Consider the following 26,795-nt stretch of genomic DNA (forward strand, 5'->3'; position numbering starts at 1 on the left):
GAGACCTGCATGACAACGACCGAAGCCGCCGCCGTGGCGGCGCTCAAGCAAGACAACGCCCAGTACCTGTGGCACCCCATGGCGCATCCGCAGGCCATGCTCAAGACGAAGCCCGACATCATTGCGCGCGGCCAGGGCTGCTGGATCTGGGACGTCGACGGCCACAAGATGCTCGACGGCGTCGGCGGCCTGTGGGCCGCGAACCTGGGCCACAGCAACAAGCCCGTGCGCGACGCCATCGTGGCGCAGCTGGACGAGCTGCCCTTCTACAACGTGTTCCGCGGCACCACGCACCCGCGCGCCATCGAGCTGTCGGCGCGCCTGGTCAAGACCATGGAACCCGACGGCGTGGCCGCCGTGTTCTTCAGCAACGGCGGCTCCGACGCGGTGGAAGGTGCGCTCAAGCTCGCGCGCCAGTACTGGAAGCTCAAGGGCCAGGCCGACCGCTTCAAGTTCATCGCGCTGCGCCAGGGCTACCACGGCGTGCACTTCGGCGGCATGAGCGTGAACGGCAACCTGAACTTCCGCCGTGCCTACGAGCCGCTGCTGCCGGGCTGCTTCCACGTCGACACGCCGTGGCTGTACCGCAACCCCTACACGCAGGACCCGGAAGAACTCGGCGAGATCTGCGCCATGCAGCTGGAGCGCGAGATCCAGTTCCAGGGCCCCGACACCGTGGCCGCCTTCATCGCCGAGCCGATCCAGGGCGCGGGCGGCGTGATCGTGCCGCCGCCCAACTACTGGCCGCGCGTGCGCGAAATTTGCGACAAGTACGGCGTGCTGCTCATCGCCGACGAGGTCGTCACCGGCTTCGGCCGTGGCGGCGCGATGTTCGGCACGCGGCTGTGGAACGTGAAGGCCGACCTGTGGTGCCTGGCCAAGGGCATCTCGTCGGGCTACGTGCCGCTGGGCGCCACCGCCATCGGCAGCAAGGTGGCCGAGGTCTTCCTCAACGACCCCACGGGCCAGGCCGCGGTGGGCCACGGCTACACCTACAGCGCGCACCCGGTGGCGGCCGCCGCCGCGCTCGCCACGCTGGACCAGATCGAGGCGCTCGACGTGCCCGGCAACGCGGCGCGCGTGGGCGCGCATTTCCAGGCGCGCGTGCGGCCCTTCGTCGACAAGTTCAGCTTCGTCGGCGACGTGCGCGGCATGGGCCTCATGCTGGGCATCGAGATGGTGGCCGACAAGGCCACGCGCACCACGCTGCCGCGCGGCAACCCGATCGCCGCGAAGGTGGCGCAGGCGGCCTACCAGCGCGGGCTGATGGTGCGCATCTCGGGCCCGAACCTCATCCTCTCGCCGCCGCTGGTCATCACGCGCGAGGAGGTGGACTTCATGGTCGATGCGCTCGAAGGCGCATTTTCCGACGTACAGGCCGACGTGGAAGCGACGCTGTGAGTGCATCGCCCACGATCCTGCTGATCGGCACCGCCGACACCAAGAGCGCCGAGCTGCTGTTCATGCGCGAATGCATCGAGGCCGGCGGCGGCCGGGTCGTCGTGATGGACGTGGGCGTGCTCGACGGCGCGCCCTTCACGCCCGACATTCCCAACACCGAAGTGGCTGCGGCCGCCGGCAAGACCGTGGCCGAAGTGGCAGCCAGTGGCGACGAGAACAGCGCCATGACATTGATGGCACGCGGCGCCGCCAAGCTCGCCGCGCGCTGGCAGGCCGAGGGCCGCATCGACGGCCTGCTCGCGCTGGGCGGCACCATGGGCACCGACCTCGCGCTCGACGTGGCGCAGGCGCTGCCGCTGGGCGTGCCGAAGGTGCTGGTGTCGACCATCGCCTACTCGCACCTGCTGCCGCCCGAACGCATTCCGCCCGACCTCATCATGGTGCTGTGGGCCGGCGGGCTTTATGGCCTCAACAGCCTGTGCCGCTCGGCCCTGAGCCAGGCCGCGGGCGCGGTGCTCGGCGCCTGCCGCCAGGCCTGCGTGCCGGCCTTCCAGAAGCCGCTGGTGGGCATGACCTCGCTGGGCTCCAGCGCGCTCACCTACATGAAGACGCTCAAGCCCGCGCTCGAGGCGCGTGGCTACGAGGTCGCCGTGTTCCACACCACCGGCATGGGCGGACGCGCCTTCGAAGCACTGGCCGCCGAAGGCCGCTTCTGCGCGGTGATGGACTTCAGCCTGCAGGAGCTGGCCAACCAGCTCGGCGGCTCGTGCGTGACGGCCGGGCCCGATCGCCTGCTCGGCGCCGGCCGCGCGGGCACGCCGCAGATCGTCGCGCCCGGCGCCATCGACATGCTCGACTACCCGGCCTGGCAGTCCACGCCCGAAGGCCTGGAAGGCCGGCCCACGCACATCCACAACCGGCTGCTGGCCTCGGCACTGAGCGCGCCCGCGTTCCGACGTGGCGTGGCCGCCGAGATCGCGCGCCGCCTCGCACGCGCCGAGGGTGCCACCTGCCTGCTGATGCCGCTGCAGGGCATCGAAGGCTGGGACCGCCCCGGCGAGCCGCTGCACGACCCCGAAGGCCTCGCGGCCTTCACCGAGGCACTGCGCGGCAGCGTGGACCCGGCGCGGCTCGTCGAGCTCGATGCGCACATCAACGACGGCGCCTTCTGTGACGCCGCACTGCGCGTGTTCGACGCCTGGGTGGCCGATGGCACCGTGCCCGCAGGGAGGCTCGCATGAGCCCCGCCGCGCAAGCCCTCGTGCTCGACTTCGGCGGCGTCATCAGCCGCACGCTGTTCGAGACCCACGCTCTGACCGAAGAGGCGCTGTCGCTGCCGCGCGGCACGCTCACCTGGCGCGGCCCTTTCGACCTCGCGAGCGATCTGCTGTGGCGCGACATGCAGGCCGACAAGCTCTCGGAGCGCGACTACTGGATGGCCCGCACGCGCGAAGTGGGCGCGCTGGTCGGCGAACGCTGGGACCGCATGGAGACCTTCGTGCAGCGCGCACGCGGCGCCGACCCCGAGGCCGCCATCCGCCCCGAGGCGCTCGCGGCCATCGAGGCGGCGCGGCGCGCCGGTTGCCGGCTCGCCATCCTGTCGAACGAGCTCGACCTGTTCTATGGCGCGGGCTTTCGCCAGCGCCTGCCCTTCATGAGCGCCTTCGACGTGGTGGTGGACGCCACGCACACCGGCATCCTCAAGCCCGATGCGCGCGCCTACCAGCAGTGCCTGGACCAGCTCGGCCTGCCCGCCGACGCCTGCGTGTTCGTCGACGACCAGCTGCGCAACATCGCCGGCGCGCAGCGCGTGGGCCTGCGCACGGTGCACTTCGACGTGATGCATCCGGGCGCGAGCTACGCGCAGGCACTCTCGATGCTGGGCGTTTCTTCCTCTCTTTCTTCCTGACCGAGTTCCCGATGACCCCGACCTTCGAACCCACCGTGCCGCGCGAGCGCGTGCAGGCCCTGATGCAGGCCGAACAAGATCGCTACGCGCGCACCCACGCGCGCAGCGGCGAACGCTTTGCCCAGGGCCAGCAGGCCTGGCTCTACGGCGCGCCCTCGCACTGGATGCGCCGCTGGATCGGCGGCTGGCCCCTGTACGTGCAGGACGCACAGCTGCCCTACGGCGCGCGCTTCGTCGACGTGGACGGCAACGGCTACGCCGACTTCTGCCTCGGCGACACCGGCGGCATGTGCGGCCACGGCCACCCGGCGGTGGTGGAGGCACTGACGCGGCAGGCGCGCGTGGGCAGCTCGCTGATGCTGCCCACCGACGACGCGGCCTGGGTCGGCGAAGAGCTGTCGCGCCGCTTCGGCCTGCCGTACTGGAACCTCACGACCTCGGCCTCGGACGCCAACCGCGCCTGCATCCGCCTGGCGCGCATGGTCACGGGCCGGCCGCGCGTGCTGGTGTTCTCGGGCTGCTACCACGGCTCGGTGGAAGAGGCGCATGTGGAGCTGCGCGACGGCGCCGTCGCGATGCGCAACGACATCCACCCCAACGGCTTTCCGCACGACCAGCTGTCGGCCGTGGTCGAGTTCAACGACGTGCCCGCGCTGGAGCGCGCGCTGCGCGCGGGCGACGTGGCCTGCGTGCTGGCCGAGCCGGCCATGACCAACTACGGAATGATCGCGCCCGCGCCCGGCTTTCACGATGCGCTGCGCCGCCTCACGCGCGAGACCGGCACGCTGCTGGTCATCGACGAGACGCACACCATCTCGAGCGGCCCCGGCGGCTACACGCGGCAGCATGGCCTAGAGCCCGACATGTTCGTGATCGGCAAGGCCATCGCCGGCGGCATTCCCGCCGCCGCCTTCGGCCTCAGCGCCGAGACCGCCGAGCGCGTCTGGCAGGTGCTGCCCAAGCTGCACCCGACGAAGCGCCAGTCGGCGCACGCCGGCTTCGGCGGCACGCTGGCGGGCAACGCGCTCACCGTGGCCGTGATGCGCGCGGTGCTCTCGCAGGTGCTCACGCCCGAGGCCTTCGATCGCATGCTGGTGCTCGCGCAGCGCCTGGCCGAAGGTGTCAACGCCAGCATCGCCGCGGCGGGATTGCCGTGGCATGCGACGCAGGTCGGCGCGCGCGTGGAGACGCTCTTTTGCGCCGACGCACCGCGCAACGCGAGCGACGTGCGCCGCACGCGCGACGGCGAACTCGAAGCGCTGCTGCACCTTTTCATGATGAACCGCGGCGTGCTCATCACGCCCTTCCACAACATGATGCTGTGCTGCCCCGGCACCACCGAGCGCGAGGTGGACGAGCACAACGCGGCCTTCGCCGAGTTCGTGCGGGAGTGCAAGGGATGAGCACGCCCGATCTCTTCGGCCTGCAGGGCAAGGTCGCGCTGGTCACCGGTGGCGGGCGCGGCATCGGCGCGGCCATCGCGCAGGTGTTCGCCGAAGCCGGTGCCTCGGTGCTCATCGCCAACCGCACCGGCAGTGCGGGCGAGGCCGTGGCGGCTGAATTGCGCGCACGCGGCTTCGCGGCGCAGGCGCTGGCCTGCGACATCGGCCGGCGCGACGAGGCCGAGCGCGCGGTGGCCGAGGCGGTGCGCGCGTTCGGCGCGCTCGACATCGTGGTCCACAACGCGGCCGTCAACCCATGGGCCGCCATCGACGCCATGACCGACGAGCAGCTCGAGCACACGCTGGCCGTCAACCTCAAGGCCTGCTTCTGGCTCACGCAGGCCGCTGTGCCGCACCTGCGCGCGCGCGGCGGCGGGCGGCTGCTCGTCACCTCGTCGGTGACCGGGCCGCGCGTGGCCATGCCGGGCAGCGCGCACTACGCGGCCAGCAAGGCCGGCGTGAACGGCTTCATCCGCACCGCGGCGCTGGAGTACGCCCGCGAGGGCATCACAGTGAACGGCGTGGAGCCGGGCTACATCGCCAAGCAGGGCGGCTCGCTGCTGTCCGACCCGGCCAAGGCCGCGCGCATCGCGCGCCACATTCCGACCGGCGAACTGGGCCGGCCCGAAGACATCGCCTACGCGATGCGCTTCCTGGCGAGCCCTGCGGCGCGCTACATCACGGGGCAGACGATCGTGGTCGATGGCGGCTCGACGCTGCCTGAAAGCCCGTTCTTCGCGGAGGCATCGGAGTGACCGCGCGCCTGCATGGCAAGGCCTGCCTCGTCGTCGGCGCGGCGACCGGCATCGGTGCCGCCGTGGCCGCGCGCTTCGCGGCCGAAGGCGCGCGCGTCGCGGTGGCCGGCTGGCCACATCCGCAGCCGGTGGGCGAGGGGCCGGCCTTCGATTGCGACGTGACCGACGACGCGGCCGTGCGCGCCACCGTGGCCGCGGTGCAGGCCGCGTTCGGGCGCATCGACGTGCTGGTGAACTGCGCCGGCATCGTCCGCAACGACGACGCGGCCGACATCGACGACGGCGACTGGCACCGCCTGCACGAGGTCAACCTCGGCGGCACCATGCGCTGCCAGCGCGCCGTGCTGCCCGGCATGGTCGCGCAAGGCGGTGGCGCCATCGTCAACATCGCCTCGGTCGCGGCCTTCAATGCCGGCGCCGGCATGGCGAGCTACGCGTCCAGCAAGGCCGGCGTGGTCGCGCTCACGCGCTCGGCCGCGCAGGCCTATGGCCCGAAGGGTGTGCGCGTGAACGCGCTGTGCCCCGGCTGGGTCGACACGCCCATGAGCCGCCAGGAGATGCGCGACCTGGCCGCCGAACGCGGCATCGACGAGGACGCCGCGCGCGCGCAGACGGTGGCGCGCATCGCGCTGGGCCGCATGGCCACGCCCGAGGAGATGGCCGCCGCCTGCCTGTTCTTGGCCAGCGACGAAGCCTCCTTCGTGACCGGCGCGGCGCTGGTGGCCGATGGCGGGGCGCGAGTGCCTGCGGCCGCACGCGCGGTGTAGGAGACGCGTCGCCCGCCCGGGCGTATGCTTGCGCGCCGCGGAGGGTTTTCAAAGATGCTTCCCATCGTCGTTGCGCTCATGGCGACCGTCATCCTGCTGGTCTGGATGGGGTTCTTCATGATGGGCTCGCTGCCCTTGCTCGTGCTCTCGCACGACACCCCGCTGGATTCGCGCTTCATCCGCGGCCTGTTCAACGTGTACTACGTGGCCGTGGTGCTCACCGCGAGCGCGGCGGCGCTCAGCTATGCGTGGTGCGGCAAGCCTTTCTTCGCGGTCGGCATGGCCTTCATCGCCGGCCTGGCCTTCGCGCTGCGCCGCTGGCTCATCATTCCGCGCATGGACCTGCTGCGCCACACGATCCCGGCCACGGACACGTCGATCGTGCAGTTCCGCAAGCTCCACATCGCGGGCATGGTGCTCAACGTGATGCAGCTGGGCACGGTGGCCTGGGCGCTCACGCAGCTGGGGTTGTGAGCGGGGCCGGCCTCTGTCTCTATCGCAGGAACCGCCCTTCCTTCGTCACCCGCACCATCTCGATGAAGCGCGAGCCTGTGTTGCTCGCACCCGTGAAGTCGATCTCCATGTTGCCGATGCGCAGCTTCATCGCCTTCAGCGTGGCATGCAGCTTGGCGCGCGTGAGGTCGCGGCCGGTGCGGCGCAGGGCCTCGATCATCACGAGCGCGTTCACATAGCCTTCGTAGCTGAGGTAGCCGATGTCGACCTTGGCGCGCTCGGCCAGCTGGCGGAACTCGCGCGCGGTGGCGTCGACCTCGCTCCAGGGGTAGGGCACGATCTGCGAGATGGCCAGGCCGCTGGTCTTGTCGCCGACGAGCTTCGCCGTGACGTCGCCCGGCACGATCGACATGCCGTAGAACATCTGGCGCCCGCCGGCGGTCCAGGCGCTCTTCATGACCTCGCCGCCGATGCCGCCACCCAGGTACATGAGCACGGCCTGCGCCTGGCTGTCGGCCAGCGCCTTGCCCGCGGCCTCGTTGGTCGTGCCGTCGCCTTTGACGGGCACCGCGGCCACGGGTTTGAGCTTGAGCGCGTCGAGCGCCGCCTCGACCAGCCGCGCCACTTCGGCGCCGCCGGGGTTGTCCAGGTAGGCCACGGCAATGCGCGAGACGCCGATGGTGCTCAGGTGCTGCACCAGCGCCTGCGCCTCGCGCGCGAAGGTGGCGCGCACGAAGTAGCCCGCGCCGGCGACCTTCTCGCGCGCCGAGTCCGACACCGCGTAGCCGCCCACCATCGGCGCGCCGCTCTGCCCCAGCACCTTGGCCGCGGCGGCCGTGGTGCCCGAGCCCACGCAGCCGAAGAAGGCGAAGGCGCGGTGCTCGGCGAGCAGCTTCTCGTAGTTGGCGACGGCCTTCTCGGGCTTGAGCTCGTCGTCGAGCGAGACCAGCCTGAGCTTGCGGCCCGCGAGCCCGCCCTGCGCATTGACCGCGTCGAAGGCCAGTCCGGCGCCGGCCATCACGACCTTGATCGGCGCGCCCAGCGGCCCGCTCAGGATGCCGGTGTGGCCCAGGACGATCTCGCCGTCGCTGACGCCGTTCTCGGCGGCCAGGACGGTGGAAGGCAAGGAAAGGAGAGGGCCGAGTCCGGCCGTCGCCGCGGCCGAGGCGGCGAGAAAACGTCTGCGATGCATGGAACCGATTCCGCTTTTAGATACAACTGATAACAATTGAAAGCGAAAGCGAGTCCCCGCGCCGCCGGGGTTTACCCCCTGTGTTGCGCCGTGTCCTCGCCGGGCGGCTCGCGCAACTGCCAGGCCGCGCAGACGGCCAGCGCGCACAGGCCGGCGAGCATGAGGAACACCTCGTCGAAGGCGGCCAGCCGCGCCGGCGTGCTCACCGGGTTGGCGAGCGAGTCGCCGTGCGCCGCCAGGCGCCATTCGAGAATGATGGCGCACAGGCTCACGCCCACGGCGCCGCCGAGCATGCGCACGAAGCTGATCGCGCTCGCGCCCTGCGGGATGAGCGGCTTGGCCAGCGGGCGCATCGACCCGAGGTTGAGCGAAGGCAGGATGAAGCCCAGCCCGATGCGCCCGACGATCGCGAACACCACCAGCAGCCACAGCGGGCTGTCCAGCCGCAGCACGGCCATGAGCGCGAACGACACCGCCAGCAGCGCCAGGCCGATGCTCACCAGCAGCCAGGTCGGCTGCTTGTCGGCCAGCCGGCCCACGCCCGCGATGGTGAAGGCCAGCACGATGCCGGCCGGCAGCAGGGTAGTGCCCACGTGCGAGGCCGACAGGTGCAGCCCCACCTGCATGTACACCGGCAGCAGGTAGGTCGAGCCGAACAGCGCGGTGCCGTAGATGAAGGCGACCAGGCTGCCCATGGCGAACTGGCGGTAGCGAAAGAGCGCGAGGTTCATGAGCGGCGCGCCGCCCGAGGCCATGAGCCGGCGCTGCCACCACACGAAGGCGGCGAAGGCGACGAGCGCGCCGGCCAGCAGCAGCACGGCCTGCAGCGGCGAATCGCCGCGCAGCTCGACCAGCCCGTTCAGCAGGCACAGCGTGCCCACGGTGCCCAGCGCCAGGCCGCGCGCATCGAGCCCGCTGCCGCGCGTCGCGGCCACGCCGCCGGGCGCGGTCTTGGGCACGAACTTGTAGGCCAGCCAGATCGAGGCCAGGCAGAAGGGCACCACCATAAAGAAGATCGAGCGCCAGCCGAACAGGTCGACCAGCACGCCGCCGATGCTCGGCCCGATGGCCGGCGCCAGCACCACGCCCATGCCGAAGATGCCGCTGGCGCGGCCCTGCTCGTGCGGCTCGAAGGCGCGCAGGATGATGATGGCCGGAATGGGCTGCACCACGCCCGCCGCCAACCCTTCGGCCACGCGCGCCAGCAGCACCAGCGGGTAGTGGTTGGCCAGCCCGCCGACGATGCCGCCGGCCAGCAGCAGGAGCATGGTGCCGACGTAGGTGCGCCGGTAGCCGTAGCGCGACAGCAGCCACGGCGTGGTGAGCATCGACACCGTCATCGCCACCATGAAGCCCGAGCTGACCCACTGCGCGCGTTCCTGGCCCAGCGCGAAGTGGTGGCTCATGTCGGGGATCGCCACGTTGACGATGGTCGAGGACATGATGGACGCCATCGTCCCCACCATGACCGACAGCAGCAGGTACCAGCGGTAGCGCTCGCCGTAGCGGGCGCGCAGGACACCCATGGAGGGCGGCGTGTCAGGGGTTTGTGGGGAGGTCATGGGGCGGCGCAGGGACGGTCGCGGGTCCGTCGTCCTACAAGCATATCGGTGTTTGCGGCGTCGACCGCGCGCGGGCCGGTCGCACAATGCGGCGGCTGTCCCCTGTGCGTCAAGCCTCCAAAGAACAAGCCATGCATCCATCGACCTCCGATTCCGGCCACGACTCGGCCGACCCCGCTGTGCCCGACGCCACCCCCACGCTCGCGGCCGAACTCGCTGCCCCCACCGTCAGCCGCGCCTACCGCTGCCAGTGCGGGCGCCCCGTGTTCCTGCGCAACAGCGAGTGCCTGGCCTGCCACACGCCGCTGGGCTACGTGATCGACCGGCTCGGCGTGGTGCCGCTGGCGCCGGCCGAAGGCGAGGGCGCGCTGCCCGACACCTTCACCGTCTTCGGCGATCCGCACGGCGCCACCTACCGCCGCTGCGCCAACCTCATGACGCCGGCCGCTTGCAACTGGATGGTGGCGCAGCCGCGCGAGGGCGAAACCATTCCCGCCGACACGCAGGGCCTGGCGCCCGGCTACTGCCTGGCCTGCAGCGTCACGCGCACCATCCCCGACCTGTCGGTGGAGGCCAACGGCGAACTCTGGCGCAAGCTCGAAATGCCCAAGCGCCGCCTGATCTCGCAGCTGCTCGCGCTCGGCCTGCCGGTGGTGAGCCGCCACGCCGATCCGGTGCACGGGCTGGCCTTCGATTTCCTCAGCAACATGCCGGGCGCCCCGCACGTGATGACGGGCCACGAGCACGGCCTGATCACGCTCAACGCCGAGGAGGCCGAAGACGCCGTGCGCGAGCGCATCCGCGCCGAGATGCATGAGCCCTACCGCACGCTGCTGGGCCACTTCCGCCACGAGATCGGCCACTACTACTGGGACCTGCTGGTGCTGCCCACGCGCTGGATCGACGACTACCGCGTGCTCTTCGGCGACGAGCGCGCCGACTACGGCGCCGCGCTGCAGCAGCACTACGAACAGGGCCCGCCGCCCGACTGGGCGCAGCGCTTCGTCAGCAGCTACGCGAGCATGCACCCGTGGGAAGACTGGGCCGAGACCTGGGCCCACTACCTGCACATGGCCGACACGGCCGACACGGCGATGAGCTTCGGCATCGACGCGAGCAACGTGGAGCTCACGAGCGACCTCTTCACCGCCGCCGATCTGTGGCAGCCCGAGCATCCCGACGCCGCGAAATTCCTCGACTTCATCAACGGCTGGGTGCTGCTGACCAGCATGCTCAACGAGCTGTCGCGCAGCATGGGCCAGCCCGACTACTACCCCTTCGTGCTGCCGCGCGCGGCGGTGGGCAAGCTGCAGTTCATCCACGGCGTGGTCACCGCGCAGCGCAGCGGCACGGCGCCGACGATGGTGACGGCGGGGGATGTGGCGGAGGCCGCGACGGAAGCTGCCGAGCCTGCACAGGGGCAGTCGCAATCCCAGTCGCAGGGCGACGTCGCTCAGTCCTGAGGCGGCGGCTTTCCTGCGGCGCAGCGCGCGCAGATGCAGGCCTGGCCGCGCAGCGCCGGCGACAGCGTGTCGAGCGGCGCCAGCGAAAAATCGGCGGTCATGCACCAGCAGGGCGGCTGCGCCTGCCCGGTCTCGCGCTCGACCTCCATCGCGCAGCGGTTCGCCTCGCCGCACAGCGGACAGCGCGCGGTGTCGATGACCACCGTCATGCGAGCGCGAAGGCCGGCAGCTTCTTAGGCACCGCCACGTTGCGCAGCGTCGCGTACACCGGCAGGCCGTCGCGGTAGGCAGGGTAGTCCTCGCCCGCGATCAGCGGCAGCAGGTAGCGGCGGCACTTCTCGGTGATGCCGTAGCCGTCGTCCGAAATGAAATCGCGCGGCATCGGCTTCTCGACATTGGCCACCGCCTCGAGCGGCGCCGCGCCCAGCGTGTAGGCATAGGGCACGTCGCTCGTGCGCTCGATGGTCGGCATCACCGCGTTGCGGCCTTCGAGCGCCAACTCGACCGCGCGCTGGCCCAGCTCGTAGGCCTGCTTCACGTCGGTGGCCGAGGCGATGTGGCGCGCCGCGCGCTGCAGGTAGTCGGCCACCGCCCAGTGGAACTTGTGGCCCAGCGCCTCCTTCACCATCTGCGCCACCACCGGCGCCGCGCCGCCGAGTTGCGCGTGGCCGAAGGCATCGCGCGCGCCCTGTTCGGCCAGGAAGGTGCCGTCGGGGTGGTGGCAGCCTTCGGACACCACCACCGAGCAGTAGCCGTGCTGCTGCACCATGGCGTCGACGCGCGCCAGGAAGCGGGCCGCGTCGAACTCGATCTCGGGGAACAGCACCACCACCGGAATGCCATGGTCGGCCACCAGCCCGCCGGCCGCGGCGATCCAGCCCGCGTGGCGGCCCATCACCTCGAGCACGAACACCTTGGTGGAGGTGGCGGCCATCGAGCGCACGTCGAACGAGGCTTCGAGCGTGGACACCGCCACGTACTTCGCCACCGAGCCGAAGCCCGGGCAGCAGTCGGTCAGCGGCAGGTCGTTGTCGATGGTCTTGGGCACGTGGATGGCCTGCAGCGGGTAGCCCATCGACTGCGACAGCTGGCTCACCTTGAAGCAGGTGTCGGCCGAGTCGCCGCCGCCGTTGTAGAAGAAGTAGCCGATGCCGTGCGCCTTGAACACCTCGATCAGGCGCTCGTACTCGCGGCGGTTTTTTTCGAGCGACTTGAGCTTGTAGCGGCACGAGCCGAACGCGCCCGAGGGCGTGCTGCGCAGCGCCGCGATCGCTTCGGCCGGCTCGGCGCTGGTGTCGATCAGGTCCTCGGTGAGCGCGCCGAGGATGCCGTTGCGCCCGGCATAGAGCGTGCCGATGCGGTCCGGGTGCTGGCGCGCCGTCTCGATCACGCCGCAGGCCGAGGCGTTGATGACCGAGGTGACGCCGCCCGACTGGGCGTAGAAGGCGTTGAGGATGGGCATGCGCGGCATTCTCCCGCAGCCCTTTCCATGGCGCCAGTGGTGCCAAATGCGGGGCGCTTCAGCGCCCGCCGAGGCCCATCGCGCGCGTGATCACCTCTTTCATGATCTCGTTGGTGCCGCCGTAGATGCGCTGCACGCGCGCGTCGGCGTACGCGCGGGTGATCGGGTACTCCCACATGAAGCCGTAGCCGCCGTGCAGCTGCACGCACTCGTCCATCACCTTGCACTGCAGGTCGCTGGTCCAGTACTTGGCCATGCTCGCGGTGGCGGTGTCGAGCTTCTCGGCCATGAGCAGCTCGATGCACTTGTCGACGAACACCTGCGCCACCTGCACCTCGGTCTGCAGCTCGGCCAGCGTGTAGCGCGTGTTCTGGTAGTTGCCCACGGGCTGGCCGAACACCTTGCGCTCCTTCACGTAGGCCACGGTGTGGTCGATGGCGGCCTGCGACGCGGCCACCGCGCTGATCGCGATCTGCAGCCGCTCCCAGGGCAGCTGCTCCATCAGACAGACGAAGCCGCGGTTGACCTCGCCCAGCAGCGCCTCGGCGGGCAGGCGCACGTCGTTGAAGAACAGCTCCGAGGTGTCCTGCGCCTTCAGGCCCAGCTTCTTCAGGCGCTTGCCCTTCTCGAAGCCCGGCATGCCGCGCTCGACGAGGAACAGGCTCGTGCCCTTCGCGCCCGCGGCCGGGTCGGTCTTGGCGACCACGATCACCAGGTCGGCGTGCCAGCCGTTGGTGATGAAGGTCTTGCTGCCGTTGAGCAGGTAGCTGCCGTCGGCCTGGCGGATGGCGCTGGTCTTCACGGCCTGCAGGTCGCTGCCCGCGCCGGGCTCGCTCATGGCGATGGCGCCGACCATCTCGCCGCTGGCGAGCTTGGGCAGGTAGTGCTGCTTCTGCGCCTCGGTGCCGTAGCGCAGGATGTAAGGCGCCACGATCTCGTTGTGCAGGCCGAAGCCGATGCCCGTGAAGCCGCGCGCCCACAGCTCCTCGAACTGGATCACCGAATACAGCAGGTCGGCGCCCGCGCCGCCGTAGGTGTCGGGCAGCGCCATGCACAGAAAACCGTTCTCGCCGGCCTTGGACCAGACGGCGCGGTCGACGTAGCCCTGCTCTTCCCAGTCGTCGTGGAAGGGTGCGATCTCCTTGTCCATGAAGCGGCGGAAGCTGTCGCGGAAGGCCTCGTGGTCGGCGGTGAAAAGGGTGCGTTCGATGGTCATGGGAGCGTCAGCGGGTTTCGAAAACAGGGGGGCGCTTCTGCAGGAAGGCGCTCACGCCTTCACGGAAGCTGGGGTGGTCGATGAGCGCGCGCTGGCGCTCGCTCTCGTAGTGCAGTTGTTCCTTCAGCGTGTGGTGCTCCGAGGCCTCGAAGGCCTCGCGCGCTTCGAGCACCGCGTGCGCCGGCAGGCGCGCCAGGCGCTGCGCGATGGCGCGGGCCTCGTCCATCAGCTGCTCGTCGTCGGCGCAGGCCCAGATCAGGCCCCACTGGACGGCGCGTCCGGCGCTCAGGCGCTCGTCGAGCAGCGCCATGCCCATCGCGCGTGCACGACCGGCGCGGCGTGGAATGGCCCAGGTGCAGCCCAGGTCGGGCACGATGCCCAGCTTGGGCAGGAACGGGAGGTAGAAGTAGGCGCTGCGCGCGGCGATGGTCACGTCGGCCGCGAGTGCCAGGCCCACGCCCGCACCGGCCGCCGGGCCATTGACCGCTGCCACCACCGGCACTGGCAGCGTGCGCAGCGTCTCGATGAGCGGGTTGCTGAGCTTCTGCATCCACTCGGCGGTCTGGTCGCCGAGCGTCTGGCCGGGCTCGCCGGGCGGTGCCATCGCGCTCAGGTCGGCGCCCACGCAGAAGGCCTTGCCGGCGCCCGTGAGGATCACGGCGCGCACCGTGCGGTCGTCGCGGATGCGCTCGAGCGCGTCGCGCAGTTCGACCTGCAGGTCTTTCGCGATCGGGTTCAGCTTGTGCGGCAGGTTCAGCGTGAGCGTGGCGATGCCGTCGGCCTGCTCGCACAGCACGCAGGGCTCTTGCTGAGGTTGTTGCGGCGCGGTCATGCGAGCGCTCCGCCGGAAGTCGGGGTGGTCATGGGCGTGTCCCTTTCAAGGCAAAGAAGGAAAACGGACGCCCAAAGCAAAAAGCCGCCTGTCGTCACGGCGGCGCGCGGTGCTGCTCCCTGCGGGGGCGGTCCATGGCATCGAGGTTCGATGCCACGGCGCCCGCGGTCAAGCCGGGGACAACCCGTGCAGTGCCAGTCGCCAAGGCGACCGCACGCGAGCCTGTGCGCGCGAGGCCGGGTTCGGCAGCGCGGCGGGCTGCGCGTCCGACACCGAGATGCACGACGACTCCAGCGCCGACACCAGCACGCGCCGGTGCTCGGTGCTTTCGAAGCGCTCGCCCGGCCCGAGCACGATGTCGCGCGGGTCGCGGTCGAGCGTGATCCACACCGCGCCGCTGCGGCATTCGATGCCCACGCCCGCGCCGTCGGGCACGGCGAAGACGGCGCGGCTGGGCAGGCTCACGTGGAAGCGCGAGCTCGACGAGGAGAAAAAGGTGGAAGGGGACCGGTCGGTGGTGCTCATGGGAACCTCCATTGCATTCGTGATACGAATGAATATAGTGAGCCGAACCCCCTCTTACACGCGGTCATTCGGAACTCGTTGCATGCCTCCAGAGAATGTGAAAACCCCTGTCGGCGAGCTCCCGCCGCTCGAACTGCTGCGCAGCTTCGAGGCCGCCGCGCGCCGGCTCAGCTTCACCTTGGCGGCGGGCGAGCTGCACCTCACGCAGTCGGCCGTGAGCCGGCAGATCCAGCAGCTCGAAGCCAGCCTGGGCGTGCTGCTGTTCGAGCGCCGCCACCGTGCGCTCGCGCTCACCGAGGCCGGCGGCGTGCTGCAGCGCGCCGTCACCGACAGCCTGGAGCGCCTGCGCGACGCCACCGCCCGCGTGCGCGCCAGCGCCGCGCCGCGGCAGGTGTCGATCACCACCACACCGGGCTTCGCGTCGCTGTGGCTCATTCCGAAACTGGCGCGCTTCACCAGCACGCATCCGCAGGTCGACGTGCGCGTGTCGGCCACGCTCGACGTGCTCGACCTGGACGTGAGCCGGCTGGACCTTGCGGTGCGCTTCGTTCCCATCGGGCGCGGCGTGGGCCCGGCGCTGTTCGAGGAATCGGTGATCCCGCTGTGCGCGCCGCAGGTGGCCGCGTCGCTGCGCGAGCTGTCCGATTTTTCCAAGCTCACGCTGCTGACCATCGAGTACCCGGACCACAGCGAAGCCCCGACCGCCGACTGGGAGCCGTGGCTCAAGGTGATGGTGCTGGAAGACCTGCGCATGAAGAGCACGCTGCGCTTCTCGCAGTACGCCGATGCGGTGGCCGCCGCGGTGGCGGGGCAGGGCGTGGTCATCGGGCGCCTGCCGCTGCTGCGCGAACTGGTGCGCGACGGCCGGCTCGTGGCGCCGCTCGGCCAGGGCGTGGCATCGCACCGCGGCTACTTCATCGAGATGTCGCGGCGCGCCGCGGGCAACCGCGACGCGCAGGACTTCGCGCAATGGCTGCGCGACGAGGCGGAGGCCGCGCAGCGGAGCTGACTCAACCTGGCAGCAGCACCTTGTTGACGACGTGGATCACGCCGTTCGACTGGTAGACATTGGCGATCGTCACCGCCGCCGTGCCGCCCTTGGCGTCGGTCACCCACACCGTGCCGCCGCTCATCGTCGCCGTGAGCGTGCCGCCGCTGGCGGTCTTCAGCATCGCCTTGCCGCCGCCCGCGTTGATCGCGCTCGTCAGCGCCGCGCTGTCCATGCGACCGGGCACCACGTGGTAGGTCAGCACCTTGGTGAGCGTGGCCTTGTTCTCGGGCTTGAGCAGCGTGTCGACCGTGCCGGCCGGCAGCGCCGCGAACGAGGCGTTGGTGGGCGCGAACACCGTGAACGGGCCCGGGCTCTTGAGCGTGGCCACGAGGTCGGCCGCCTTCACCGCGGCGACCAGCGTCGTGTGGTCCTTCGAATTCACCGCGTTGTCGACGATGTCCTTCGTCGGGTACATCGGCGCGCCGCCGACCATGGGGGTGGCGGCACTGCTGCTGCCGCTGGCGTTGCTCATGCCACTGCCGGCGCACGCGCCGAGCAGGACCGACACGCCGAGGGCGATCACGAGTTTTTTCATGGATGTCTCCTGGAAGGAAAGGCTCTGTGGAAACCGCCAGCAGCTCGGAGGCGCGATGCGCTTGAGATGCCATACGGCGCGATGTGCGAAGCGGATTCAACCGACGTGTGCTGTCAGCTTTGCGCCACAGCGCGCCGCGCCGGGCTTGCGCACGGCGAAGGCCCTCGCCAGAATCCGCCCTTCCTTTTTCAGCGACCGTTTTTCCAGACACCGCGCACGGCGACGATCAACCTCCCGGGCGAGAACACCATTCAATGAACCGTTCACTGAACACCTGACGCACACCGACCGCCCCGGCCGGATGTGCACCTTCGCATCCGCCGCGGCCGAATCGACAAGGGCCCCGCGCGCAACTGCATTCGCCGGGGCCTTTTTGTTTTTTCGGAGTGTGTGCACATGAGTGCTCAACGAAAGGCCCGCGACGACGACAAGCGTCTGGGCCGGTTCTACTTTGCGGTGCCCGCGTCGGCACCGCGCAATCCCGTGGTGGCCGCGATGGCCCGCCGCGAATCCAGCCAGGGCGCAGGCCGCCACCTGCGCACCCACCGCGCCGAGCGGCGCGCGCAGAAGGTGGCGCTGCAGAAGGCCGCGCGCGATTTCGGGCGGAGGGCCGACGATGCGTGACGACATGGACAAGGTGATCGTCGAGCGTCCGCGCGGCGGCTGGCGCGTGCAGGGTGATGGCCGCCCGTGGCGCAACAGCCCCGAACGCGGTTCGCACCTGGGCATGAAGCGCGGGCTGCAGCATCCGAAGTGGCTGAGCGAAAACCTCCAGCCGCTCAAGCGCTGGCTGCACAAGCAGGTGCACCGGCCGTGGGACAAGGTGTACGCCGAGCTGTGCAGCGGCATCGATCGCCGCAGCACGGTGCAGGCGCACATCTTTTTGCACGTCGACGATTTCGTGGCGCGCGACGCGGTGCTGTGCGACGGCGAGGTGCGGGTGCGGCCTCACCGCTGGGGCACCCGCGACGGCGTGCCGCTGCACGAAGCGCCGGGCGTCGAGCTGTTCGTGCACCCGGTCACCGGCATCCTGCTGCCGAACCGGCGCCTGCGCGAGGCGCGTGCGGCGCGCCGTGCGGACCGGGCCGGGCGGCGCGGCGACACGCCGTATGCGGTCTACCACGTGATCGACGAGACCACGCAGTGGCACTGCGTCGAGGGCTGCTGGTTCGAGGTCATGCTCGCGAAGTTTCCCGAGCGCGCAAGCATGGCACAGCCGGAGCCCAGGTGCTACGACGTGCTGCGCCGTTGCATGGTCACGCGCTGCGGCGCGGCGCGACGTTCAGCGCCGGGCCTGCCTACGCACGTCGACATGTATGGGCGTCACGACGTTTATGCCGTCGCCAAGCGACAGTTGAGCCGGCGCGAGGTGCGGGCGCGGTTGGGGGATGCGGCGTGAGGCCGCGTGTCGGCGATCAGGGCGTGGGACGCACTGGCACCTTCGCCCGCGGCAGCAGCAGAAACGCCAGCGTCCCCGCCGCCAGCATCCCGCTCACCGTGAGGAACACCGCGCGAAACGGCTCGCTGCCCTGGGCCACGGCCCAGGAGGCGGCGACGCCGGTGGTCCATTGCATCAGCGAGACGCCCAGGAACATCGCCATGTTGAGCAGCGCCATCGCGCGGCCCGTGACGGCCGCCGGGTAGGCGTTCTTGGTGTACGCGTACAGCAGCACGCTGTAGCCCGAGAGCATGCCGTAGACGATCGGCAGGCCGATGTCGATGGCGCGCGACTGCGTGAGGGCCATGGCGGCGAACATCGCCGCGCCGGCGAAGGCGCAGCGCATCATCCAGCGCGTGCGGCGCGCGCCGCCGGGGTCGAGGCGGCCGAACAGCATGGGGCTGGCCATGCCGGCGACGGTCATCACCAGCGCCACGTTGCCGCTGGCCACGAGCGAGAGGCCGTGGCGGTCGTGCAGCACGGGGCCGAGCCACAGGCCGCGCAGCGTGATGAAGGCCGCATACGACACGCAGGCGAAACACAGCAGCCCGAGCGTGTGCGGCATGGCGAACAGCGGCAGCAGGTCGCGCACGGCCTGGCGCAGCGACTGGCGCTCGGGTGCGGGGTCGTCCGATGCGATCGTGGTGCGCGCGGGCTCGTGCACGCGCCAGAAGATGACGATCCACGAGAGCACGGCGAAGGCGGTCAGCGCGGCATAGCCGGCGCGCCACGAGGCGGCCTCGATCAGCAGCGCCAGCGGCGTGCCGGTGAACAGGATGCCCATGCCCGCGAGGCTCATCACCAGACCCGACATGGCGGTGAAGCGCGCGGCGTCGAAGTGCCGCGCGATGAACACGGTGCAGGCCAGGAAGGCCGGCGCGCAGCCCACGCCGATCAGTGCCTGCCCCAGCAGCAGCGCGCCGAAGCCCGGCGCCACGGTGCACAGCGCGGCGCCCGCGATGGCCAGCGGAAAGGCGGTGAGCACGGTGCGGCGCACGCCGAAGTGGTCGATCGACACGCCCATCGCGAGCTGCATGATGCCGAAGGTGAAATGGAAGGTGCCGGCCCAGGTGCCCAGCGCCTGCGGCGTGAGGCCGAAGTGCTGTGTGAGCGGCGTGGCCATCATGGCGCCGACGGTGCGAAAGGCCTGGCTCAGCGCGAAGGCGGTGGCCAGTGCGACCAGCATGGCCGCGGCCGAGGTCGACCCGCGGGTCGGGGGCGGCGTAGCCGCGTGCTTGTTCATCGAGAGAAACGGAGACCGGAGAGAGAGAAGAGGGCGGCGTCGATGCTACCGGCATGTCGCGCCCCATGCAGAACGGCGCCCGAGGGCGCCGTTCGTTGCGTGTCTCCGAGGCGTCAGTGCCGGCGGTGGCCGACACTGCGCAAGGCGCGCGTCAGGCCGCGGCCTTGACCTTCAGGCGCCAGGCGTGCAGCAGCGGCTCGGTGTAGCCGCTGGGCTGCTCGATGCCCTTGAACACGAGGTCTTGCGCGGCCTTGTAGGCGGCCGAGGTGTCGAAGTGGCCGGCCATCGGCTGGTACAGCGCGTCGCCGGCGTTCTGCTCGTCGACCACCTTGGCCATGCGCTGGAAGGCCTCGTCGACCTGCGCCTTGGTGACCACGCCGTGCAGCAGCCAGTTGGCGATGTGCTGGCTCGAGATGCGCAGCGTGGCGCGGTCTTCCATGAGGCCGACGTTGTGGATGTCGGGCACCTTCGAGCAGCCCACGCCCTGGTCGACCCAACGCACCACGTAGCCCAGGATGCCCTGCACGTTGTTGTCGATTTCCTGCTGCTTCTCGGCGTCGGTCCACTTCGCTTGCGCAGCGATCGGCACCTGCAGCAGCGCGTTCAGGATGTTCTCGCGCTCGCCGTCGGCGTCGATCTTCTCGAGCTCCTGCTGCACGGCGGTCACGCTGACCTGGTGGTAGTGCAACGCGTGCAGCGTGGCGGCGGTGGGCGAGGGCACCCAGGCGGTGTTGGCGCCGGCCTTGGGGTGGGCGATCTTCTGCTCGAGCATGGCGGCCATCAGGTCGGGCATGGCCCACATGCCCTTGCCGATCTGCGCCTTGCCGCGCAGGCCGCAGTTCAGGCCGACGAGCACGTTGTTCTTTTCGTAGGCGCCGATCCAGGCGCTGGACTTCATGTCGCCCTTGCGGATCATCGGGCCGCCCTGCATGGCGGTGTGCATCTCGTCGCCGGTGCGGTCCAGGAAGCCGGTGTTGATGAAGGCCACGCGCGCGGCGGCTTCGGCGATGCAGGCCTGCAGGTTCACGCTGGTGCGGCGCTCCTCGTCCATGATGCCGAGCTTGACGGTGTTGGCGGGCAGGCCGAGCAACTGCTCGACGCGGCCGAACAGCTCGCTGGCAAAGGCGACTTCGGCCGGGCCGTGCATCTTGGGCTTGACGATGTAGATGCTGCCGGTGCGCGAGTTGCCCTTGCGCTTGACGTCGATCATGGCGATGGTGGTGGTGACCACGGCGTCCAGGATGCCTTCAGGGATTTCCTTGCCGCCTTCGTACAGGATGGCCGGGTTGGTCATCAGGTGGCCCACGTTGCGCAGGAACATGAGCGAGCGGCCGTGCAGCTTCAGCGGCTGGCCGTTGGCGCCGGTGTACTCGCGGTCGGCGTTCAGGCCGCGCGTGAAGGTCTTGCCGCCCTTGGCGACTTCTTCGGTCAGCGTGCCCTGCACGATGCCCAGCCAGTTGGCGTACGCGACGACCTTGTCGGCCGCGTCGACCACGGCCACCGAGTCTTCCAGGTCGAGGATGGTCGAGAGCGCGGCTTCGAGCACGAGGTCGCTCACGCCGGCCGCATCGCTCTTGCCGATGGCGGTGCTGCGGTCGATGCGGATGTCCAGGTGGATGCCGTTGTGCTTGAGCAGCACCGACGACGGCGCGGCGGCGTCGCCCTGGTAGCCGACGAACTGCGATGCATCGGCCAGGCCGGTGGTGCTGCCCTGCAGCGCGACGACCAGCTGGCCGTCCTTCACGCTGTAGCCGGTGGCGTTCTTGTGCGAGCCGTTGGCCAGCGGTGCGGCCTGGTCGAGCACGTTGCGCGCGAACTCGATGACCTTGGCGCCGCGCACCGGGTTGTAGCCCTTGCCCTTTTCGGCGCCGCCGGTTTCGGGAATGGCGTCGGTGCCGTACAGCGCGTCGTACAGCGAACCCCAGCGCGCGTTGGCGGCGTTCAGGGCGTAGCGCGCGTTCAGGATCGGCACCACCAGCTGCGGGCCGGCCTGCAGCGCGAGTTCGGAGTCGACGTTGGCCGTGGTGGCCTTCACGCCCTTGGGCTGCGGCAGCAGGTAGCCGATCTTTTCCAGGAAGGCGCGATAGGCCGGCATGTCGGCGATCGGGCCGGGGTTCTTCTTGTGCCAGGCGTCGAGTTCGCTCTGCAGGCGGTCGCGCTCGGCGAGCAGGGCGACGTTCTTGGGCGCCAGGTCATGGACGATGGCGTCGAAGCCCTTCCAGAACACGTCGCTGGCCACGCCGCTGGCGGGCAGGACCTTCTCTTCGACGAAGCGGTGCAGTTCGGTCGCGACCTGGAGTCGGTGGGCGGTGGTGCGGTCGGTCATGTGTTTCTCCTTGGGGAACGCAATGCAAAAAACAGGAAATCGGGGGCGGCGCAGCAGTGGGGCGCACTTGCCCCAGGTGAAGCCATGGGAGAACTGTATTCGATACTTTGCGGGCCAGTAAGAGCCGAAAGTGAGATTTATCTGTGACAAAAATGAAGGTAATCGACCACGGGCCAGGCCCCGCTTCAAAGGGTAGGCCCTGAGGCCGGGCCGGTGGCAGCTGTATATATTTAACTTCTTAAATAATCAGCTCCCGCCGCAATGATCCTCCTGGCTTCCAACGAAAACCCGCTCGGCATGCCCGAGTCGGCCCGCCGCGCCGCCGCCGCCGCCCTCGAAGGTGCGGGCAACTACCCCGACAGCAACGGCACCGCGCTCAAGCAGGCGCTGGCCGCGCGGCTCGACGTGCCGCCCGAGTGGCTCACGCTGGGCAGCGGGTCGAGCGAAATCCTCGAGCTCGCGGCGCAGGTCAGCCTCAAGCCCGGCGAGAACGTCGTCTATTCGCAGTACGGCTTCATCGTCTATGCGGCGGCCACGGCGCACGCCCACGCGCGCGCCACCGTCGTGCCTTCGCGCGATTTCGGCCACGACCTGGACGCGATGCGCGCCGCCATCGGCGACGACACGAAGCTGGTCTTCGTCGCCAACCCGAACAACCCGACCGGCACCTTCATCGATGCTGCGCCGCTGCGCGAGTTTCTGCAATCGGTGCCCGCGCACGTGACGGTGCTGCTCGACGAGGCCTACACCGAGTACCTGTCGCCCGCGCAGCGCTACGACAGCATCGAATGGGTGCGCCGCCTGCCCAACCTGATCGTGGCGCGCACCTTCTCCAAGGCCTTCGGCCTGGCGGGGCTGCGCATCGGCTACGGCGTGTCGCAGCCGGCGCTCACGGCGCGCATGAACGCGCACCGCCCGCGCTTCAACGTGACGACGCCGGCCCAGGCTGCGGCCGTGGCGGCGCTGGGCGACGCCGACTTTCTGGCGCGCACCTACGAACTCAACACCGCCGGGCGCGAGCAGCTTGCCGCGGGCTTCGCCGCGCTGGGCCTGCCGCACGTGCCGTCGTCGGGCAACTTCGTGATGGTGCAGGTCGGTGATGCGCCCGCCGTGCACGCGCGCCTGCTGGCCGCCGGCATCGAGGTCTCGCTGCTCGGCCCTTATGGCCTGCCGCAATGGCTGCGCGTGAGCGTCGGCCTGCCGGCGCAGAACGAGGCGCTGCTGGCCGCGCTGCGCTGAAGACCCCACGCACACCGAAGAACAACCACCCCGAGGAGACCGCCCCATGCAACGCCGCCAGTTCGCAGCGCAGGCCGCTGCCGTCATCACCGCCACGGCGCTCGCGCCGATGGCGTTCGCGCAGGAGCGCACGGTGCGCATCCTGATCGGCTTTCCGCCGGGCGGGTCGGCCGACGTGGTCGCGCGCATCCTGGCCGACAAGATGCGCGTGTCGCTGGGACAGAACGTCATCGTCGACAACAAGCCCGGCGCGGCGGGCCGGCTCGCGCTGGCCGAACTCAAGCGCTCGCCGCCGGACGGCAGCGTGCTCATCTTCTCGCCCAGCGGCGCGATGGTGATCCACCCGTGGCTGTATTCGAACCTCGGCTACGACACGGTGAAGGACTTCACGCCGATCGCGCTCGGCAGCACCTTCGACTTCGCGGTCACGGCCGGACCGGGCGCGCCGGCGGGCGACCTGAAGGCGGTGCTGGCCTGGATGAAGGCCAACCCGGGCAAAGCCAACTACGCGACCTCGGGCGCCGGCACGGTGCCGCACTTCGCGGGCCAGCTGCTGGCGCAGGCCTCGGGCGTGCCGATGACGCACGTCGCCTACCGCGGCGGCGCGCCGGCCGCGCAGGACCTCATCGGCGGACAGGTGCCGCTGATGGTGGACACCGCCTCGGAAACCATCGAGCACCACCGCGCGGGCAAGGTCCGCATCCTCGCGGTGACGGGCGAAAAGCGCAGCCGCGCGCTGCCCGATGTGCCGACGCTGAAGGAAGCCGGCATCAACGTGACGGCCGATGCCTTCTTCGGGCTGTATGGCCCGCCGGGCATGTCGCCCGAGCTGGTCGCGCGCATCGACAAGGCCGTGGCCGACGCGTTGCGCCTGTCCGACGTGCAGGAAAAGATCTACGCGCTGGGCCTCGTGCCGGCGCATGCGGGGCCGGCGGAGCTGGCGAGCATCCAGGCGACGCACCTGAAGCGATGGGAACTGCCGATCAAGAATTCAGGCTTCAAGGCTGAATCCTGATGCTCAGACCTGCCCGCTGAGCGCTTTCGCCGCCGCGCGCACGGGCTCGATGTAGGCTGCGTCATAGCGGTGCGTCGGCATCGTCAGCGTGACCGCCGCGGCCAGGCCGCCATCCGCATGGAACACCGGCGCCGAGATGCCCGCCAGCTCGGCCGTGCGGTCGCCCACCAGCGCGCAATAGCCTTGCGCGCGGATCGCGTCGTACAGCTTGCGTTCCTTGGCGCCGCGCGGCCGCTCGCCTTCAGGCCCGAAGGCGATCAGCACGCGCGCGCCCGCGCCCCGGTCGTTGGGCAGCAGGTCGCCCGCGCGCACGTGGTCGCGCACGACGTGCGAGGAATCGACGCGGAACTGGCACAGCCGCACCCAGCTGTCGCCCTGGTCCTGCCGCACGTGGTACGCCGCGCTTTCGCCGGTGGCGGCGGCGAGCGTGCGCAGCACCGGCAGCACGAGGCGGTCGAGCGACTGCGACGCGGCGTACAGCCCGTGCAGCCGCGCGATCTCCAGCCCCAGCGCATAGCGCCCGTCGTCCTGCCGGCGGATCAGCCGCGCATGTTCGAGCGAGGCCAGCAGGCGCAGCACCGTGCTCTTGTAGAGCTGCGTGCGCTCGGCGAACTGGGCGAGCGACAGCGCCTCGTCGCCAGGCCGGAAGGCCGACAGCAGGCTCAGCGCGCGGTCGACCGCGGCGGCGCCGCCGGGGGCGGCGTTGAGGTCGGACACCGATTCGGTCTGGGCTTTGCGGGGCATGGCGTGGCTTGACAGTCGGCGGGCTTGCCGATTTAATTCTGTTTAACAGAATATAGTTCTGCAAGATAGAACAGTCAAGAAAGCACCCGATGACCTCCCCCGACGTTCTCATCAGCGAGGTCGGTCCGCGCGACGGCCTGCAGTCCGTGAAGGCCACCATGCCCACGGCCGACAAGCTGCGCTGGATCGACGCGCTGCATGCCGCCGGCCTGCGCGAGATCGAGGTCGCCTCCTTCGTGCCCGCGAAGCTGCTGCCGCAGATGGCCGACGCCGCCGAGGTGGTGCGCCACGCCGTCACGCTGCCCGGCCTCGTGGTGATGGTGCTGGTGCCCAACCGCAAGGGCGCGCAGGCCGCGCTCGAGGCGGGCGTGCACAAGCTCACGATGCCGGTGTCGGCCAGCGTGGCGCATTCGCTGGCCAACGTGCGCAAGACGCCGACCGAGATGGTCGAGGAGGTGCGCGTCATCGCCGAGCTGCGCGGCGCCCTCGCGCCGCAGGTGAAGCTCGAAGCGGGCATTTCCACCGCCTTCGGCTGCACGCTGCAGGGCTTGGTGCCGGAAGACGACGTGATCCGCCTGGCCGTGCAGTGCGTCGAGGCCGGCGCGCAGGAGGTCGGCCTGTCGGACACCGTGGGCTACGCCAACCCCGCGCAGGTGCGCCGCCTCTTCAAGCGGCTGCGCGCCGAACTCGGCGTGCACGCCGGCGCCGCCCACATGCACAACACGCGCGGCCTGGGCATTGCCAACTGCCTGGCCGCGTGGGACGAGGGCGTGCGCACCTTCGACGCCTCGCTCGGCGGCCTCGGCGGCTGCCCGTATGCGCCGGGCGCGTCGGGCAATGCCGTCACCGAAGACCTCGTCTTCATGTTCGAGGCCATGGGCGTGCGCACCGGCATCGACATCGACAAACTCATCGCGGCGCGTGCACCGCTCAAGGCCGGCCTGCCCGGCGAGCCGGTCTACGGCATGACGCCCGAAGCCGGCCTGCCCAAGGGCTTTGCCCAGGAAACCCTCTCTCATGTCTGAAGCCAATCCCTTGCCCTACGCGGGCGTGCGCGTCGTCGAGTTCACCCACATGGTCATGGGCCCGACCTGCGGCCTGCTGCTGGCCGACCTGGGCGCCGAAGTCATCAAGGTCGAGCCCATCGAGGGCGACAACACACGCCGCCTGCTGGGCTCGGGCTCGGGGTTCTTTCCGACCTTCAACCGCAACAAGAAGAGCATCGCGCTCGACCTGAAGAAGCCCGAGGGCGTGGAGGCCGCGCTGCGCCTGATCGCCACCGCCGACATCGTGAGCGAGAACTTCAAGCCCGGCACGATGAAGAAGCTGGGGCTCGATTACGACACGCTCGCCAAGCTCAACCCGCGCCTCATCTACGTGAGCCACAAGGGCTTCCTGCCCGGCCCCTACGACCACCGCACGGCCCTCGACGAGGTGGTGCAGATGATGGGCGGTCTGGCCTACATGACCGGCCGCGCCGGCGACCCGCTGCGCGCGGGCACCAGCGTGAACGACATCATGGGCGGCATGTTCGGCGCCATCGGCGCGATGGCCGCGCTGCGCCAGCGCGAGCTCACGGGCAAGGGCTGCGAGGTGCAGTCGGCGCTGTTCGAGAACAACGTGTTCCTGGTCGCGCAGCACATGATGCAGTTCGCCGCGACCGGCAAGGCGGCCGACCCGATGCCCAGCCGCATCTCGGCCTGGGCCGTGTACGACGTGTTCACCGTGAAGGACGGCGAGCAGATCTTCCTGGCGGCGGTGAGCGACAAGCAGTGGGCCATCTTCTGCAAGGCCTTCGGCCTCGAGGAGATGCTGGCCGACCCGCGCCTGAAGACCAACAACGACCGCGTGCGCGCACGCGAGTGGATGATGCCGATCCTGCGCTCGCACCTCGCGAACCACAGCGCGGCCGAACTGAGCGCGGTGTTCGAGCAGAACGAGCTGCCCTTCGCGCCCATCACCAAGCCGCAGGAGCTGTTCGACGACCCGCACCTCAACGCCACCGGCGGCCTCGCGCCCGTGCGCATGAACGACGGCCACATGGCCAAGGTGCCGCTCGCGCCGTTCACGCTCGGCGGCGAACGCCCCGGCATCCGGCTGCAGCCGCCGCACATCGGCGAGCACAGCGCGGCGCTGCTGAAGGAAGTGGGCTACAGCGACGGCGACATCGCCGCGCTGCGGGCGCAAGGCGTCACGGCCGGCGACTGATCTTCGGTGGCGGGCGA

At 70.2% G+C, this 26,795-nt stretch carries 25 protein-coding genes and 1 pseudogene; 15 read left to right on the forward strand and 11 right to left on the reverse strand.

Annotation, left to right across the window (positions count from 1 at the left end):
• The first annotated feature begins 9 nt into the window (after nucleotides 1–9).
• From AC07SQ_RS15290 to AC07SQ_RS15320, 7 genes are read left to right on the forward strand one after another with little or no spacing between them, the layout of a single operon-like run.
• Nucleotides 10–1,401, forward strand: coding sequence for an aminotransferase class III-fold pyridoxal phosphate-dependent enzyme (locus AC07SQ_RS15290; protein ID WP_495273107.1), 1,392 nt, complete (start codon nucleotides 10–12; stop codon nucleotides 1,399–1,401).
• Nucleotides 1,398–2,642 (forward strand): Tm-1-like ATP-binding domain-containing protein, encoded by a 1,245-nt coding sequence (locus AC07SQ_RS15295; protein ID WP_495273108.1) that lies wholly within the window; start codon nucleotides 1,398–1,400, stop codon nucleotides 2,640–2,642. The genes AC07SQ_RS15290 and AC07SQ_RS15295 overlap by 4 nt, the downstream gene beginning before the upstream one ends.
• Nucleotides 2,639–3,310 carry an HAD-IA family hydrolase gene (locus tag AC07SQ_RS15300; RefSeq protein ID WP_495273109.1) on the forward strand — a complete coding sequence of 224 codons (672 nt, stop codon included), beginning with the start codon at nucleotides 2,639–2,641 and terminating at the stop codon, nucleotides 3,308–3,310. The genes AC07SQ_RS15295 and AC07SQ_RS15300 overlap by 4 nt, the downstream gene beginning before the upstream one ends.
• 11 nt (nucleotides 3,311–3,321) lie before the next feature.
• On the forward strand, nucleotides 3,322–4,713 hold the full coding sequence (locus AC07SQ_RS15305; protein WP_495273110.1) for a transaminase: 1,392 nt from the start codon (nucleotides 3,322–3,324) through the stop codon (nucleotides 4,711–4,713).
• Nucleotides 4,710–5,507: an SDR family oxidoreductase gene (locus AC07SQ_RS15310; protein ID WP_495273111.1), complete on the forward strand. Its 798-nt coding sequence runs from the start codon at nucleotides 4,710–4,712 to the stop codon at nucleotides 5,505–5,507. The genes AC07SQ_RS15305 and AC07SQ_RS15310 overlap by 4 nt, the downstream gene beginning before the upstream one ends.
• The gene (locus AC07SQ_RS15315; protein ID WP_495273112.1) at nucleotides 5,504–6,274 is read left to right on the forward strand and encodes an SDR family NAD(P)-dependent oxidoreductase; all 771 of its coding nucleotides are present in this window, start codon (nucleotides 5,504–5,506) and stop codon (nucleotides 6,272–6,274) included. The genes AC07SQ_RS15310 and AC07SQ_RS15315 overlap by 4 nt, the downstream gene beginning before the upstream one ends.
• A 54-nt stretch (nucleotides 6,275–6,328) precedes the next feature.
• On the forward strand, nucleotides 6,329–6,748 hold the full coding sequence (locus tag AC07SQ_RS15320; RefSeq protein WP_062479768.1) for a hypothetical protein: 420 nt from the start codon (nucleotides 6,329–6,331) through the stop codon (nucleotides 6,746–6,748).
• Nucleotides 6,749–6,767: 19 nt separating this feature from the next.
• Here AC07SQ_RS15320 and AC07SQ_RS15325 read toward each other — a convergent pair whose 3' ends face one another.
• On the reverse strand, nucleotides 6,768–7,853 hold the full coding sequence (locus tag AC07SQ_RS15325) for an ABC transporter substrate-binding protein (protein ID WP_495273113.1): 1,086 nt from the start codon (nucleotides 7,851–7,853) through the stop codon (nucleotides 6,768–6,770).
• A gap of 137 nt (nucleotides 7,854–7,990) precedes the next feature.
• Nucleotides 7,991–9,481, reverse strand: a complete 1,491-nt coding sequence (locus tag AC07SQ_RS15330; RefSeq protein ID WP_495273114.1) for a DHA2 family efflux MFS transporter permease subunit — start codon at nucleotides 9,479–9,481, stop codon at nucleotides 7,991–7,993.
• Nucleotides 9,482–9,612: 131 nt separating this feature from the next.
• On the opposite strand from AC07SQ_RS15330, the gene AC07SQ_RS15335 reads away from it, so the two are divergent.
• A complete protein-coding gene (locus AC07SQ_RS15335; RefSeq protein WP_495273115.1) occupies nucleotides 9,613–10,944 on the forward strand; it encodes a zinc-binding metallopeptidase family protein in 1,332 nt (443 codons plus the stop codon).
• On the opposite strand, the gene AC07SQ_RS15340 is transcribed toward AC07SQ_RS15335, so the two are convergent.
• The 5 genes from AC07SQ_RS15340 to AC07SQ_RS15360 all read right to left on the reverse strand — a co-directional run bounded on the left by AC07SQ_RS15340 (nucleotide 10,935) and on the right by AC07SQ_RS15360 (nucleotide 14,979).
• Nucleotides 10,935–11,153: a cysteine-rich CWC family protein gene (locus AC07SQ_RS15340; RefSeq protein WP_495273116.1), complete on the reverse strand. Its 219-nt coding sequence runs from the start codon at nucleotides 11,151–11,153 to the stop codon at nucleotides 10,935–10,937. The two genes, AC07SQ_RS15335 and AC07SQ_RS15340, sit on opposite strands and share 10 nt — an antisense overlap.
• Nucleotides 11,150–12,406: a 6-phosphofructokinase gene (locus AC07SQ_RS15345; protein ID WP_492732364.1), complete on the reverse strand. Its 1,257-nt coding sequence runs from the start codon at nucleotides 12,404–12,406 to the stop codon at nucleotides 11,150–11,152. Before AC07SQ_RS15345 ends, AC07SQ_RS15340 begins: the two co-directional genes overlap by 4 nt.
• A gap of 58 nt (nucleotides 12,407–12,464) precedes the next feature.
• Complete coding sequence (locus AC07SQ_RS15350) at nucleotides 12,465–13,622, reverse strand: acyl-CoA dehydrogenase family protein (RefSeq protein WP_307636079.1); 1,158 nt, start codon at nucleotides 13,620–13,622, stop codon at nucleotides 12,465–12,467.
• 7 nt (nucleotides 13,623–13,629) lie between these two features.
• Nucleotides 13,630–14,454, reverse strand: a complete 825-nt coding sequence (locus tag AC07SQ_RS15355) for an enoyl-CoA hydratase-related protein (RefSeq protein WP_495273117.1) — start codon at nucleotides 14,452–14,454, stop codon at nucleotides 13,630–13,632.
• Nucleotides 14,455–14,622: 168 nt separating this feature from the next.
• Entirely contained in the window at nucleotides 14,623–14,979 is a 357-nt protein-coding gene (locus AC07SQ_RS15360; RefSeq protein WP_062479754.1) for a DUF2917 domain-containing protein, read from the reverse strand.
• 82 nt (nucleotides 14,980–15,061) lie between these two features.
• Here AC07SQ_RS15360 and AC07SQ_RS15365 point away from each other — a divergent pair, with 82 nt between their 5' ends.
• Entirely contained in the window at nucleotides 15,062–15,988 is a 927-nt protein-coding gene (locus tag AC07SQ_RS15365; RefSeq protein ID WP_495273118.1) for a LysR substrate-binding domain-containing protein, read from the forward strand.
• Between the two features lies 1 nt (nucleotide 15,989).
• Here the strand turns inward: AC07SQ_RS15365 and AC07SQ_RS15370 are convergent, their stop codons facing one another.
• Complete coding sequence (locus tag AC07SQ_RS15370; protein ID WP_495273119.1) at nucleotides 15,990–16,565, reverse strand: fasciclin domain-containing protein; 576 nt, start codon at nucleotides 16,563–16,565, stop codon at nucleotides 15,990–15,992.
• A gap of 396 nt (nucleotides 16,566–16,961) precedes the next feature.
• Here AC07SQ_RS15370 and AC07SQ_RS15375 point away from each other — a divergent pair, with 396 nt between their 5' ends.
• Nucleotides 16,962–17,189 (forward strand): hypothetical protein, encoded by a 228-nt coding sequence (locus AC07SQ_RS15375; protein ID WP_062479749.1) that lies wholly within the window; start codon nucleotides 16,962–16,964, stop codon nucleotides 17,187–17,189.
• Nucleotides 17,182–17,964, forward strand: a complete 783-nt coding sequence (locus AC07SQ_RS15380) for a hypothetical protein (RefSeq protein ID WP_495273120.1) — start codon at nucleotides 17,182–17,184, stop codon at nucleotides 17,962–17,964. The genes AC07SQ_RS15375 and AC07SQ_RS15380 overlap by 8 nt, the downstream gene beginning before the upstream one ends.
• A 16-nt stretch (nucleotides 17,965–17,980) precedes the next feature.
• Here the strand turns inward: AC07SQ_RS15380 and AC07SQ_RS15385 are convergent, their stop codons facing one another.
• Together AC07SQ_RS15385 and AC07SQ_RS15390 are read right to left on the reverse strand one after the other, a co-directional pair.
• Nucleotides 17,981–19,246: an MFS transporter gene (locus AC07SQ_RS15385; protein WP_495273121.1), complete on the reverse strand. Its 1,266-nt coding sequence runs from the start codon at nucleotides 19,244–19,246 to the stop codon at nucleotides 17,981–17,983.
• A gap of 151 nt (nucleotides 19,247–19,397) precedes the next feature.
• Nucleotides 19,398–21,572, reverse strand: a complete 2,175-nt coding sequence (locus tag AC07SQ_RS15390) for a malate synthase G (protein WP_070063724.1) — start codon at nucleotides 21,570–21,572, stop codon at nucleotides 19,398–19,400.
• A 255-nt stretch (nucleotides 21,573–21,827) separates the two neighbouring features.
• On the opposite strand from AC07SQ_RS15390, the pseudogene hisC reads away from it, so the two are divergent.
• Nucleotides 21,828–22,811, forward strand: a pseudogene (gene hisC, locus AC07SQ_RS15395) (histidinol-phosphate transaminase); the annotation flags it as partial.
• Nucleotides 22,812–22,857: 46 nt separating this feature from the next.
• Entirely contained in the window at nucleotides 22,858–23,826 is a 969-nt protein-coding gene (locus AC07SQ_RS15400; RefSeq protein ID WP_495273122.1) for a Bug family tripartite tricarboxylate transporter substrate binding protein, read from the forward strand.
• Between the two features lie 3 nt (nucleotides 23,827–23,829).
• Here the strand turns inward: AC07SQ_RS15400 and AC07SQ_RS15405 are convergent, their stop codons facing one another.
• Nucleotides 23,830–24,570, reverse strand: coding sequence for an IclR family transcriptional regulator (locus AC07SQ_RS15405; RefSeq protein ID WP_495273123.1), 741 nt, complete (start codon nucleotides 24,568–24,570; stop codon nucleotides 23,830–23,832).
• An 89-nt stretch (nucleotides 24,571–24,659) separates the two neighbouring features.
• On the opposite strand from AC07SQ_RS15405, the gene AC07SQ_RS15410 reads away from it, so the two are divergent.
• Together AC07SQ_RS15410 and AC07SQ_RS15415 are read left to right on the forward strand one after the other, a co-directional pair.
• Nucleotides 24,660–25,595, forward strand: a complete 936-nt coding sequence (locus AC07SQ_RS15410; protein ID WP_495273124.1) for a hydroxymethylglutaryl-CoA lyase — start codon at nucleotides 24,660–24,662, stop codon at nucleotides 25,593–25,595.
• Nucleotides 25,588–26,778, forward strand: coding sequence for a CaiB/BaiF CoA transferase family protein (locus AC07SQ_RS15415; RefSeq protein WP_495273125.1), 1,191 nt, complete (start codon nucleotides 25,588–25,590; stop codon nucleotides 26,776–26,778). Before AC07SQ_RS15410 ends, AC07SQ_RS15415 begins: the two co-directional genes overlap by 8 nt.
• The last annotated feature ends 17 nt before the right edge of the window (nucleotides 26,779–26,795 follow it).

It is taken from the genome of Variovorax sp. GW821-FHT06D12, from assembly GCF_059419205.1.

Bases quoted from the DNA above. Each gene is read 5' to 3' on its own strand.
- AC07SQ_RS15365 (WP_495273118.1), top strand. From the start codon at position 15,062: ATGCCTCCAGAGAATGTGAAAACCCCTGTCGGCGAGCTCCCGCCGCTC.
- AC07SQ_RS15390 (WP_070063724.1), bottom strand. From the start codon at position 21,572: ATGACCGACCGCACCACCGCCCACCGACTCCAGGTCGCGACCGAACTG.
- AC07SQ_RS15345 (WP_492732364.1), bottom strand. From the start codon at position 12,406: ATGCCCATCCTCAACGCCTTCTACGCCCAGTCGGGCGGCGTCACCTCG.
- AC07SQ_RS15290 (WP_495273107.1), top strand. From the start codon at position 10: ATGACAACGACCGAAGCCGCCGCCGTGGCGGCGCTCAAGCAAGACAAC.
- AC07SQ_RS15355 (WP_495273117.1), bottom strand. From the start codon at position 14,454: ATGACCGCGCCGCAACAACCTCAGCAAGAGCCCTGCGTGCTGTGCGAG.
- AC07SQ_RS15335 (WP_495273115.1), top strand. From the start codon at position 9,613: ATGCATCCATCGACCTCCGATTCCGGCCACGACTCGGCCGACCCCGCT.
- AC07SQ_RS15370 (WP_495273119.1), bottom strand. From the start codon at position 16,565: ATGAAAAAACTCGTGATCGCCCTCGGCGTGTCGGTCCTGCTCGGCGCG.
- AC07SQ_RS15320 (WP_062479768.1), top strand. From the start codon at position 6,329: ATGCTTCCCATCGTCGTTGCGCTCATGGCGACCGTCATCCTGCTGGTC.
- AC07SQ_RS15375 (WP_062479749.1), top strand. From the start codon at position 16,962: ATGAGTGCTCAACGAAAGGCCCGCGACGACGACAAGCGTCTGGGCCGG.
- AC07SQ_RS15330 (WP_495273114.1), bottom strand. From the start codon at position 9,481: ATGACCTCCCCACAAACCCCTGACACGCCGCCCTCCATGGGTGTCCTG.
- AC07SQ_RS15305 (WP_495273110.1), top strand. From the start codon at position 3,322: ATGACCCCGACCTTCGAACCCACCGTGCCGCGCGAGCGCGTGCAGGCC.
- AC07SQ_RS15340 (WP_495273116.1), bottom strand. From the start codon at position 11,153: ATGACGGTGGTCATCGACACCGCGCGCTGTCCGCTGTGCGGCGAGGCG.
- AC07SQ_RS15405 (WP_495273123.1), bottom strand. From the start codon at position 24,570: ATGCCCCGCAAAGCCCAGACCGAATCGGTGTCCGACCTCAACGCCGCC.
- AC07SQ_RS15410 (WP_495273124.1), top strand. From the start codon at position 24,660: ATGACCTCCCCCGACGTTCTCATCAGCGAGGTCGGTCCGCGCGACGGC.
- AC07SQ_RS15400 (WP_495273122.1), top strand. From the start codon at position 22,858: ATGCAACGCCGCCAGTTCGCAGCGCAGGCCGCTGCCGTCATCACCGCC.
- AC07SQ_RS15415 (WP_495273125.1), top strand. From the start codon at position 25,588: ATGTCTGAAGCCAATCCCTTGCCCTACGCGGGCGTGCGCGTCGTCGAG.
- AC07SQ_RS15385 (WP_495273121.1), bottom strand. From the start codon at position 19,246: ATGAACAAGCACGCGGCTACGCCGCCCCCGACCCGCGGGTCGACCTCG.
- AC07SQ_RS15380 (WP_495273120.1), top strand. From the start codon at position 17,182: ATGCGTGACGACATGGACAAGGTGATCGTCGAGCGTCCGCGCGGCGGC.
- AC07SQ_RS15300 (WP_495273109.1), top strand. From the start codon at position 2,639: ATGAGCCCCGCCGCGCAAGCCCTCGTGCTCGACTTCGGCGGCGTCATC.
- AC07SQ_RS15350 (WP_307636079.1), bottom strand. From the start codon at position 13,622: ATGACCATCGAACGCACCCTTTTCACCGCCGACCACGAGGCCTTCCGC.
- AC07SQ_RS15360 (WP_062479754.1), bottom strand. From the start codon at position 14,979: ATGAGCACCACCGACCGGTCCCCTTCCACCTTTTTCTCCTCGTCGAGC.
- AC07SQ_RS15310 (WP_495273111.1), top strand. From the start codon at position 4,710: ATGAGCACGCCCGATCTCTTCGGCCTGCAGGGCAAGGTCGCGCTGGTC.